We start from the raw sequence: 11,761 nt of genomic DNA on the forward strand, positions 1-11,761 counted from the left end.
AAGGGCCAGGACGATGGCCTGCCCGGTGGTGAGTCGCTGAATTTACGACCCAGGGTTGCGATGCGCCGGTGGCGGGGAACTCCGGACACCGGCGATGGGGGAGGCGCTAGCGTGTGATCATGCCCCGTGACCCGGAACCCGCGCGCCGCAAGCTGCTGGACGCGGCGCTGCTGCTGTTCGCGCGGGACGGGATCGAGGCGGTCAGCCTGCGGGAGATCCGCCTCGCGGCCGGGCAGCGCAACGCCGCCGCGACGCAGTACCACTTCGGCACGAAAGAAGGCCTCGTCCGGGCCCTGGTCCAGGACGTGCTGCCGCCGCTGGTCGCGCACCGCCGCGAACTGCTGCGCGGCGCGACCGTCGACGACGTGTTCGCCGTCGCGCGGGTCATCGTCGCCCCGCTGACCGCGCTCGCCGTCGGGGAAGCGCGGGACCGGGCGGTGGTGCGGTTCCTGGCCGAACTCGTCGACGACGTCAACCGCAGCTGGGCCGGCCTGACGGAGCTGTTCGGGGACACCGCCGCGGCGGCGAGCACCGCAATGCTGCGCGCGGCCCTGCCGCAGCTGCCCGCCGAGGTGATGAACGAGCGGCTCGTCGTCGGCATTACCGGCGTGGTCCATGCCTGCGCCTTTTACGCGCGCGGCGTCGACACCGGCCGTACACGCGACCCCGATCTGTTCCGCGAAAATCTGGTCGACATGTTCGTCGGCGCCCTCACGGCCCCGGTGTCCGCGCCTGTGTCGGCTGCAGCGCGCGAGGCATAGCCCGGCCCCGGCCTGCCGCGGCAGCCGGCGCGTTTTCCACCGGCCTCCCGACGCGCGGGCGCCTGGCCGTGTTCGGCGGCAGGCCCCTCGCCTCCTCGCCGGAAGCGGCGTCCTCCGCCGGATCCTCCGTTCCGGTGCCGTCCGCGAACTCGCCGCGCAGCGGAGTGATCACCCTGTCGCCCTTGCCACCTTCTAAAACATGTTGTTCACTACCTTCGCGAAGGAGGACGACATGCCCCCCACCCCGAACACCCCCGACACCGCTACCGCGCGGGAGCCGGAGGAACTGCGCGAACAACTGCGCGCCTGGCTCGCCCGCGAGACCGGCGATCCGGACCTCGCCGTGTCACCGCCGCAGCGCACCACCCTCGGGTTCTCCCGGGAGAACTGGTTCTTCGACGCCGTCTGGAAGACCAACGGCCACGGCGACGGCCGCACCCGACTGGTCGCGCGCCGCGACCCGGTCGGCAGCGTGCTGGACAGCGACCGCGCCGTCGAGGCCGCCGTCCTGGCCGCGGTGCACCGCACCGACGTGCCGGTGCCCGCCCTGCACTGGGTCGACCTGGACGGCGCCGAAGCCGACCGGCCGACCCTGGTTATGGACCGCGCGCCGGGCCGCTGCGAGCCGTTCGTCCTGGCCGGACCGCTGCCCGAGGCCGAACGCGCCGCGCTCGCCGGCAAGTTCTGCGAGCAGCTCGCCGCGATCCACCGCCTCGACCCGGCCGCGCTCGGCCTCGGCGGCGTGCTCGCCGACCCCGGGCCGGGCGCCGCGCACGTAGCCGTCGCACACTGGGACGCCGAACTGCGGAAGATCCAGCAGGCCCCCGAGCCCGAACTCGAGTACATCCTCGCCTGGTTGACCGCCACCGCCCCGGCCTCCGGCGCCACGACGCTGGTCCACGGCGACTTCAAGCCCGGCAACGTGCTGATCGAGGACGGGCGGGTCACCGCCGTCCTGGACTGGGAGACCGCGCACCTGGGCGACCCGCTCGAGGACGTCGGCTGGGTCACCAACCCGCTGCGCGCCCGCGAGCACTTGATCCCCGGCGTGTGGGAGCGCGACGACCTCATCGCCGCCTGGGAACGCCACACCGGGCGTACCGCGGACCGGCTCGCGGTGCGCTGGTGGAACGTCCTCGCCAACCTCAAGCTCACCGTGATCGTCATGGCCGGACAGCACGCCCTCGCGCACGGCCGCTACGACCGCATCATCCAGACCCCCACCGCGCTGCACCGCGTGATGCTCGGTCTGATCTCCACCTACGGACACGAGCGCGGGGAGCACGCATGAACCCCTCCGTCAGCGACCAACTCGCCGCCGCCCGCCGCATCCTGCTCGACCTGGTGCGCCCGCACGTCGACGGCGAGTACCCCGCGGCGCTGCTGACCGGCGTCGCGGACGTCCTGGCCGTGCTGGAGCAGGGCTGGCAGCGCATCCCCGCCTTCCTCACCGACGACACCGCCCGCCTGCGGGACCTGCTGGCCCGGATCGCCGACGCGGACGTCCTGGACCTGCCCGACGGCCTGCGTACCCGCATCGCCGCGTACGTCGCCGCGCCGGTACCGACCGCCGCCGCCCTGGCCGAACTGGACGCCCACGCCGAAAGCGGACGCGCCCTGCTCGCCGAGGCGGCCCCGGCCGTCGTCGCCGTCGGCGAGCACCCGGTGCACGACGCCCTGCGCGGCTACTTCGACGTGCGCATCGCCGAATTCCCGCTCCGCCCCACACCCCGCGCCTGACCACGCCGTACCTGACCACCCCCAGCTGACCACCCCAGCGCCGAAGGACCCCCCCCTGTGCTCACCTCGCTCGACGACAGCCAGTGGCACCAACTGCCCACCACCTTCGACCACGTCGGCACCAGCGACCCGCGCTTCTTCGACCGCGTCTGGTTCGCCGCGTCCGACCCCGCCGGCACCTCCACCGTGCACCTGACGCTGGGCGTGTACGCGAACATGAACGTCGTGGACGCCGGATGCGTGGTCGTCCACGACGGCATCCAGCACAACGTCCGCAGCTCACGCCAACTCCGGCCCCGGCACGAGACGTTCGCCGGACCCATTCGCGTCGACGTCCTGGAACCCATGCGCCGGCTGCGCCTGACCGTCAGCCCGGGCGAACACGGCATCTCCGGCGAGCTGATCTGGTCCGCCGTCGCCCCCGCCCACGAGGAACCGCCGCACTTCCGCCGCCGACGCGGCCGCGTCGTGGAGGACTACACGCGCTTCGACCAGATCGGCACCTGCACCGGCTGGCTGGAGGCCGACGGGCAGCGCATCGAGGTGGACAAGTGGTGGTCCTGCCGCGACCACTCGTGGGGCGTACGCGAACGCGTCGGCATCGCCGAACCGGTCACCGGGCCGCCCGCCCCGCGCGCCGGCGGGCTTTTCGCGTTCCTGTTCTTCTCCACGGACAGCCACGCGGGGCACGTCCAGGCCGCCCCCGGGTACACCTCCGCCGGCCTGACCGACCGCAAGACCCAGGACACCGTCGACCATATCCCCGTCGTCGGCCTCCAGGCCGCGTTCAGCGACGACCAGCGCCCACGCCGCATGACCGAGGTGACCTTCGCCCTGGGCACCGACGGCGGCGAGACCCGCCTGCGCCTGGTCGCCGACCGGCCCGCCGTCGCCATGACCGGCCTGGGGTACGGCGGTTACGCCGACGGCCTCGGCCTGGGCGTGTGGCGCGGCACCGAACACCTCGAACACGACCGCTGGGACGTCTCCCACCCCGCCACCGTCGTCATGCCCGACGGCAAGGCCACCCGGCCCGTCCACCGCATCCAGCCGGTACGCGTCACCGCGCGCCACCCCGACGGTGCCACCTCCACCGGCAACGGCAGCCTCACCTTCGTCGCCGAAGGACCCCTGACCGACTTCGGGCTCCCCGAGACCGCACAACACTGACCGCCGACGACCTCGCGGCGTGCCCCGGGATTGCGCGGCACGAGCTCACTGAAGCGCCCACCCCTTGTCGTGTAGTGAAACGTTAGATTTACCAACTGAGTCAGGGCTGCCCCGGCCGTGTGCCGGCGTGTGCGGCCCGCTCCTCGTCCATTTGGAGTGCCCGATGCCCACCGCAACCCCCCTGAGAGTCGTCGACGCCGACACCCACGTCACCGAGCCCCACGACCTGTGGACCTCCCGTGCCCCGCAGGGCTATCGCGACCGGGTGCCGCACGTGACCGACGTGGACGGCCAGCCGCAGTGGGTCGTCGACGGCAAGGTGCTCGGTCCGGCGACCGCGTCCGCGGTTGTCGACGTCGACGGGACGCGCTCGCGCGGAACCGACTTCATCTCCTGGCCGTTCGAGAAGGTCAGCGCGGCGGCGTACGACGTCACCGCGCGCCTGGAGCTGATGGACGCGCTGGGGGTGTGGGCGCAGATCGTCTACCCGAACACCGCGGGATTCGGCGGGCAGCGCTTCGCGGCGGTCGACGACCCGCAGCTGAAGCTGCTGTGCGCGACCCTCTACAACGACGCGATGGCCGAGATGCAGGAGCGGTCCGGGGACCGGCTGTTCCCGATGGGCCTGCTGCCCTGGTGGGACATCGACGCCTCGGTACGCGAGGTGGAGCGCATGCACGGCATGGGACTTCGCGGCGTGAACACCACCAGCGACCCGCAGAACGCCGGACTGCCGGACTTCTCCCGGCCCGTCTGGAACCCGCTGTGGGAGGTGTGCGCGGACCTGGGCATGCCGGTCAACTTCCATATCGGCGCGGCCCACGAGTCGATGAGCTGGTTGGGCACCTCCGGCTGGCCGTCCCTGGGCCTGGACGAGAAGCTGGCGATCGGCTCGTCGATGATGTACCTGTCCAACGCCCGGGTCATCGCGAACTTCATCTATTCCGGTGTGCTGGAGCGGCACCCCCGCCTGCAGATCGTGTCGGTGGAGAGCGGCATCGGCTGGATCCCTTTCTTCCTGGAAGCCCTCACCCGCCAGCTCGGCGAGACCACCCCCGGGTCGATGGACCACTTGACGCTGTCGCCGAAGCAGTACTTCGACCGGCAGATCTCGGCCTGCTTCTGGTTCGAGAACCAGGACATCGCCCACACCATCGAACGCGTGGGCGCCCGCAACGTCCTCTTCGAGACCGACTTCCCGCACCCGACGTGCCTGTACCCCGACAGCCTCGACGTCGCCGGCCAGGCCACCGACCAACTCGACCCGGACACCGTACGCCTGGTCATGCAGGACAACGCCGCACGCCTGTACAACCTCCCCCTGCCGACCGCCTGAGACCGGCACCGGCACGACGGGCCCCCGACGGCAGTGCAGACGTGGGCCGGGGCTGCCGTACCCCCGACCCGCGCCTGCCGCGCGCACAACGTCGGGTCAGGTTGCGGTCGGCGGGGGGTCGGTTTGGGGGTCGGTGTGGGTGTCGAACAGGGCCGTGGTGCCGGTCAGGTTTAGGAGTTGGGTGACGCGGGGGCTCGGGTCGAGCGTGAACCTCATGTCGTTCTCCAGCGCGCGGCGCCGGGCCATGAGGAAGACGTTCAGTCCGGCGCTGTCGCAGAAGGTGACCTGGGCCAGGTCCAGGTGCAGCCAAGGTACGCGGGCATCGCCGGTGAGAGCGGCGTCCAGGGCCGCTTCGAGCGCGCCGTGGACCTGGAGCGAGGTCTCGTGGTCGACCTCGCCGGCGACCTGGACCACCGTGCGGGTGGAGTCGCCGATGGTGGCCGTGTGCAGAGGCGTCGGCCTGGCGCGCGACGTGCCCGGAACGCCGGGGGAAGAGCGTTTGTCCCGTGGGGACTTGGGGGCGGTGGGGCGTGGTCGTCGCGGCATCGGTTCCTCTTGTTCGGGTGTGCGTCAGGCGTCGGACCGACATAGGGGGGACACGGTCCGGGCCGCATGGCACGAGGTGAACAGAATACGTTGCCGTACGGCAACGATCACCACGCAGGCCACGGTTGTCCGGTCCGTCGACGGCTGCTCTTCCGGGCGCGCCCGCCCGCCGCCCGCAGGGCCCGCCCGCGCACTGTGTCCACCCACCCCCGCACAGCGCACACCCCCGCCTGCTCCCGGACGTACGCGCTCACCCGTCCCCAAGCGCGCTCGTCGAGCGCCTGGCGCGCGTCGCGCCGGCGCGCGGGCGCGACGGCGTCAGGTGACGCGGAAGCCGACGATGCACGTGTCGTCGTCCGTGTCGGCCGCGCTGTGCGTCAGCAGCCGGTCCAGGCGCAGGTCGAGGGAGTCGGCGGGGGCCTCGGCGTGCACGAGGAGTTGTGCGATGGAGTCGCGCACGTTGCGGTCGCGGCGTTCGATGAGGCCGTCGGTGTACATCAGCACGGTGTCGGAAGGCTGCAGTTGCACCTCCTCCTCGTCGTACGTCGCGTCGGCGACGGCGCCGAGCAGGATCCCGCCGATGAACGGCAGGGAGTCGGCGCTGTCGTCGCGGATGAGGACCGGCGGCAGGTGCCCGGCGCGCGCCCAGCGCAGCACGTGCCGCTGCGGGTCGTACAGTCCGCACACGACCGTCGCGGTGACATGGCCGGTGAGGCTGTGCGTCACCATGTTGAGCCACGACAGCATTTGCGCGGGGCCCGCGCCGGTGACGGCGAGGCCGCGCAGGGCGTTGCGCAGGACCACCATGCTGGTGGCGGCCCCCATGCCGTGCCCGGCGACGTCGCCGACGCTGACCAGGACCTGCTTGGTGGGCAGAAGCACGGCGTCGTACCAGTCGCCGCCGACGGTGGCCTCCGACTCGGCGGGCCGGTAGCGGACCGCGACTTCGAGCGCCGGGACGTCCACCGGTGCCGTCTCCGGCGGCATGATGGCGTGCTGGAGTTGCAGCGTGAGCCGATTGCGCAGGACCGCCTGCTGCTCGGTGTGGGCGAGTTGGTCGCGGGTGGCGGCCAGGGCCACCTCGGTCCAGTGCTGGGCGGAGATGTCCTGGTGCGCGCCGCGTACGCCCTGGAGCCGGCCGTCGACGTCGAGCACCGGTTCGGCGGCGGCGCGGATGTGCCGGGTGACGCCGTCCGGGCGTTGCAGACGGAAGGCGACCGAGGCCGGCCGGCGGTGGTGCATCACCGTGCGCAGGAAGCGCCGGATGGCCGCGGCGTCGTCGGGGTGCGCGCGTCCCGCGAGTTCCTCCAGCCGCGGTGGGGAAGCGGTGGGCGGGAGGCCGTGCAGGTGGAACATCTCGGTGTTCCAGATGATCTCGCCGGTGTCGAGCCGCTCCTCGAAACCACCGAGCCTCCCGAGGCGCTGGGCGTGCTGGAGGAGGCCGGCGAGCCGGGCGGTCTCGTCCAGTTGGCGCCAGACGAACAGCACGGCGGGGCCCAGCCGGCTGAGGCTGATGTCGGCGAGGGCGGTGAGCGGTACTTCGTCGACCAGGGTCGTGAGCGCGATCCCGTCGCCGTGGAACTGTTCGCCGGTGGCGTGCACGCGTTCGATGTGGCTGAAGAGCGAGCCGGCGGCGGCGAGCGGGTAGGCCTCCAGCAGGAGCGCGCCCTGCACCGTACGAGGACTGCGTCCGGCCGGGTCGACGAAGGACCGGTTGACGTGCTCGATGCGGAAGTCGACCAGGGCGCCGCCGGGATCCAGGTGGGGGACCAGGACCAGGGCCGGGTCGCGGAGCCCGTCGGCGAACTGGACGAGCTCGGCCAGGATGGGGGTGCCGGCCCCGTCGGCGGCGTCCCGCACGGCGAAGGTGTCCTCGAAGGTGTGCGCGCTCAGCTCGGCCAGTGCGTCGAGTTGCTTGTGGATGATGCTCGGCTGCGGCGGGATCGGGTGCGGCCAGCAGATCTCCAGGACGCCGCGGATGCGGCCGCCGGTGCCGGCCGGGAAGGCGGCGCGTGAGCCCGGGTGTTCGCGCAGGCCGATCGACGGCGTCCCGGATTCGGCCGCCGACCGGGTCCAGACGCCGGCGCGGCCGGTGAGTGCGGAGCGGGCGAGCGTGGTCAGGCCGGGCGGAACGTACCGCCACCGGCGCGCCTCGTCGGCTGAGAACCCGGCGTGGCCTCTGAGGGTGAGGGAGCCGTCGGATGCCGCGGCCCACACCGCTACGGCGGTGGCGCCCAGCGGCGCGAGAGCGTGCTCCAGCAGCGACTGGGCGACCGACTGGGTGTCGTCGGCGGCCAGGATGCCGCTCTCGGCGGTGCGCAGGCGTACCGCGAGGCGGCTGAGGTCCGGGTCGCCGGCCCCGCCTCGCGCGGCGTCTCCCGCTCGGCTTCCGCCGCCGCTTCGGCCGCCTTCACCGCCGGCCTCCGCGTCGACCTTGGTACGCCGGACGAACTCGCTTGCCACGGCGCTGAGTCGGTCCCGTGCCGCCTGGTTGACGATGTCGGCGGCGAGTTCGAGCGGGGACACGTCCGTGCGGCCGGCGAGTTCGGACAGCTGCCGGGCGGCGTCGCGCGGCCCGCACTTGAGCCGTTCGATGAGGATGCCCTTGGCCATCTCGATGAGCGCGCGTCCCTCGGCGGCGGCGTGCGCGGCCCGGACCTCGTCGCCGAGCCGGGCGACGGTGGCCGCCAGGCGTCCGGGCGAGGAGGGTTCCGCGCTGTCCGCGGCGGTGTCGTGGTCGCGCGGTCGCCTTTCACGGTCGGTCATGGTGTCGCCTACTCTTTGGCGTCGGTACGGCTGCCGCCTCCGCGGCGGTGGGTCCGGGGACGTCGGTGCGGAACAAGGTTTTCGGGGTCGCGTTCGCCCGTGCTACGTACCCAACCAGTGCCGGACGCACGCGATCAGGTCGTCGGCGTCCACCGGTTTGGTGACATAGGCGCTCGCACCGGACGAGAGGCTCTTCTCGCGGTCGCCGGGCATCGCCTTGGCGGTCACCGCGATGACGGGCAGCCCCGCGAAGGCGGGCATGCGCCGGATCTCCGCGGTGGCCGCGTAGCCGTCCATCTCGGGCATCATCACGTCCATCAGGACCAGGTCGATCGTGGGGTTCTCGTTCAGGACCTCGATGCCCTTGCGGCCGTTCTCGGCGTGCAGGACCCGCAGGCCGTGCAGTTCGAGGATGCCGCTGAGCGCGTAGAGGTTCCGGGCGTCGTCGTCGACGACCAGGACGGTCCGGCCGGCGAGCCGGTCGTCCGCGGGATCCGGGTCGGCGGGGGCCCGTTCCTCGCCGCGGACCAGCGGCAGGACGTCGCCGGGCTGGTCGGCGGTCAGGTGCAGGGCGATGCGTTCGCGCAACTCGTCGAGGCTGGAGAGCAGTTCCAGGGGGCGCCGGGCGGCGCGGGCCTGGAGGTCCCGCTCCTGCTCGGCGGACAGGCGGCGGTTGACGTGGGCCAGCACGGGGACCGCGGCCAGTGCGGGGTCGCCGTCCAACGCGTCGAGGAGCCGCATGGCTTCGCCGCCCGGCATCTCCAGGGCGAGGACGATGCAGTGGCACGGCGTCGTGGCGAGTGCCTCGGCGGCGGCCCGCGCGTCGACGGAGGTGACGATCCTCGTGTCTCCGCGGGGCTGGCCCAGGCCGTGGCCCGTGCCGAGGTCCGCGACGGCGTTCTGGGCCACGAGCGACAGCAGTCCGGGGACCCGCTCCTCTATCACCAGCAGCCGTCGCTGCTGCGGCGCGGACGCCTCGTCGACGGTGGTGGGGGGCTCCTTGGGCCGCGCGGCGGCGGCCGGTTCGGGTGCGGCGACGGCGAAGTCCGCCCGTGCGACCGGCAGGTAGAAGGTGAACGTGCTGCCCACCGCGGGCGTGCTCCGTGCGGTGACGGCGCCGCCGAGCAGGTACGCGATCTCGCGGCTGATCGACAGGCCCAGCCCGGTGCCACCGTACTTGCGGCTGGTGGTGCCGTCGGCCTGCTGGAACGCCCCGAAGATGGTCTCCAGTTGCTGCGGGGAGATGCCGATTCCGGTGTCCTTGACGTGGAAGGCGACGACCTGCCCGCCCCCGTGCACCCCGTCGGGGAGTTCGGCCGGGGACGCCGGCTCGATACGCAGCTCGATGCCGCCGCGCTCGGTGAACTTGACGGCGTTGGAGAGCAGGTTCCGCAGCACCTGGCGGAGCCTGGAGTCGTCGGTCAGCAGGTCGTTCGGCAGCCCCGGCGCGGTGCTGATGGCGAACGTCAGGTTCTTCTGCGTGGTCATCGGCCGGAAGGTGGCCTCGACGTAGTCCAGGAGGCGGCGCAGCGGCACCTGTTCGGGGTTGACGTCCATCTTGCCGGCCTCGACCTTGGACAGGTCGAGGATGTCGTTGATGAGCTGGAGCAGGTCCGACCCGGCGGAGTGGATGATCCCGGCGTACTCCACCTGCTTGGGGCTGAGGTTGCGGGTCGGGTTCTGGGCCAGCAGCTGGGCGAGGATGAGCAGGCTGTTGAGCGGGGTGCGCAGTTCGTGGCTCATGTTGGCCAGGAACTCGGACTTGTACTTCGAGGCGAGGGTCAACTGCCTGGCACGGTCCTCCAGTTCCTGGCGGGCCTGCTCGATCTGGAGGTTCTTCGCCTCGATGTCGCGATTCTGCGCGGCCAGCAGCGCCGCCTTGTCTCCGAGTTCGGCGTTGGAGCGCTGCAGTTCCTCCTGCTGGTTCTGCAACTCTTCGGAGCGGGCCTGGAGTTCGCCGGCCAGGCGCTGCGACTCGCCCAGGAGTTCGTCGGTGCGGGCGTTGGCGACGATGGTGTTGACGTTGACGCCGATGGTCTCCATCAACTGGCCGAGGAAGTCGCGGTGGACGGGCGTGAACGGGCTGACGGACGCGAGTTCGATGACGCCGAGGACCTGCTCCTCGACCACGATGGGCAGGACCAGCAGGGCCACGGGCGTCGCCTGGCCGAGGCCGGAGGAGACGACGTACCCGGGCGGGACGTTGTCGACGGCGATGGCCCGGCGGCTCCGGGCGGCCTGGCCGGCCAGGGTGCGGCCGGGCGGGACGCGGCGGGGCGGTTCGTGGGCCGGCAGGCCGTACGAGCCGATCAGCGTCAGCGCCGTGCCGCGCGGGTCCTCCTCGGCCAGGTAGAACGCGCCGTACTGGGCGTCGACCAGCGGGATCAGTTCGTCCATGACCAGTTCGGCCACCATGGCGAGGTCGCGGTGGCCCTGCATGAGCCCGGAGACCCGGGCCAGGTTGGACTTGAGCCAGTCCTGCTCCTGGTTGGCCCGCGTGGTCTCCCGCAGCGAGCCGACCATGGAGTTGATGTTGTCCTTGAGCTCGGCGACCTCGCCCGAGGCGTCGACGGTGATGGACCGGGTCAGGTCGCCCTCGGCGACGGCGCTGGCGACCTCGGCGATGGCCCGGACCTGGCGGGTCAGGTTGCCGGCGAGCTCGTTGACGTTCTCGGTCAGGCGCTTCCAGGTGCCCGAGACGCCCTCGACCTCGGCCTGGCCGCCGAGCCGGCCCTCGCTCCCGACCTCCCGCGCGACCCGGGTGACCTCGGCGGCGAAGGAGGAGAGCTGGTCGACCATCGTGTTGATGGTGGTCTTGAGTTCCAGGATCTCGCCGCGGGCGTCCACGTCGATCTTCTTCGACAGGTCGCCGTTGGCGACCGCGGTGGTCACCAGGGCGATGTTGCGGACCTGGCCGGTGAGGTTGTTCGCCATCGAGTTGACGTTGTCGGTCAGGTCCTTCCAGGTCCCGGCGACGTTCGGCACCCGGGCCTGGCCGCCGAGCATGCCTTCGGTGCCGACCTCGCGGGCGACCCGGGTGACCTCGTCGGCGAACGCGGACAACGTGTCGACCATGGTGTTGATGACGCCCGCGAGAGCGGCGACCTCGCCCTTGGCCTCGACGGTGATCTTCTGCGAGAGGTCGCCTTTCGCGACCGCGGTGGCCACCTGCGCGATGGACCTGACCTGTCCGGTCAGGTTGAAGGCCATGACGTTGACGTTGTCGGTCAGGTCCTTCCAGGTCCCCGAGACGCCGCGAACGGTCGCCTGGCCGCCGAGGTTGCCCTCGGTGCCGACCTCGCGGGCGACGCGGGTGACCTCGTCGGCGAACGCGGAGAGCTGGTCGACCATGGTGTTGACGGTGCTCTTCAGCTCCAGGATCTCGCCGCGGGCGTCGACGGTGATCTTCTGCGACAGGTCGCCCTTCGCCACCGCGGTGGCC

At 72.0% G+C, this 11,761-nt stretch carries 8 protein-coding genes; 5 read left to right on the forward strand and 3 right to left on the reverse strand.

All coding sequences use genetic code 11. From position 1 onward, the window contains the following. The first annotated feature begins 119 nt into the window (after positions 1–119). From AB0C36_RS34185 to AB0C36_RS34205, 5 genes are all read left to right on the forward strand, one after another. Positions 120–761, forward strand: a complete 642-nt coding sequence (locus tag AB0C36_RS34185) for a TetR family transcriptional regulator (protein ID WP_358362059.1) — start codon at positions 120–122, stop codon at positions 759–761. Positions 762–960: 199 nt separating this feature from the next. After that, entirely contained in the window at positions 961–2,052 is a 1,092-nt protein-coding gene (locus AB0C36_RS34190) for a phosphotransferase family protein (RefSeq protein WP_358362062.1), read from the forward strand. After that, complete coding sequence (locus tag AB0C36_RS34195) at positions 2,049–2,501, forward strand: hypothetical protein (protein ID WP_358362065.1); 453 nt, start codon at positions 2,049–2,051, stop codon at positions 2,499–2,501. The genes AB0C36_RS34190 and AB0C36_RS34195 overlap by 4 nt, the downstream gene beginning before the upstream one ends. 57 nt (positions 2,502–2,558) lie before the next feature. Next, entirely contained in the window at positions 2,559–3,671 is a 1,113-nt protein-coding gene (locus AB0C36_RS34200) for an Rv3169 family protein (protein ID WP_358362068.1), read from the forward strand. Positions 3,672–3,834: 163 nt separating this feature from the next. Then, the gene (locus AB0C36_RS34205; protein WP_358362071.1) at positions 3,835–5,007 is read left to right on the forward strand and encodes an amidohydrolase family protein; all 1,173 of its coding nucleotides are present in this window, start codon (positions 3,835–3,837) and stop codon (positions 5,005–5,007) included. Positions 5,008–5,103: 96 nt separating this feature from the next. Here the strand turns inward: AB0C36_RS34205 and AB0C36_RS34210 are convergent, their stop codons facing one another. The 3 genes from AB0C36_RS34210 to AB0C36_RS34220 form a co-directional block, all read right to left on the reverse strand. Further along, on the reverse strand, positions 5,104–5,553 hold the full coding sequence (locus AB0C36_RS34210) for an STAS domain-containing protein (protein WP_358362074.1): 450 nt from the start codon (positions 5,551–5,553) through the stop codon (positions 5,104–5,106). Positions 5,554–5,871: 318 nt separating this feature from the next. Then, on the reverse strand, positions 5,872–8,319 hold the full coding sequence (locus tag AB0C36_RS34215) for a SpoIIE family protein phosphatase (RefSeq protein WP_358362077.1): 2,448 nt from the start codon (positions 8,317–8,319) through the stop codon (positions 5,872–5,874). 102 nt (positions 8,320–8,421) lie between these two features. Continuing rightward, positions 8,422–11,761, reverse strand: a 3,340-nt coding sequence (locus tag AB0C36_RS34220) for a HAMP domain-containing protein (protein WP_358362080.1), incomplete at its 5' end; no start/stop codon positions are given.

The sequence above is a fragment of the Streptodolium elevatio genome (assembly GCF_040649515.1).
Lineage (GTDB): Bacteria > Actinomycetota > Actinomycetes > Streptomycetales > Streptomycetaceae > Yinghuangia > Yinghuangia elevatio.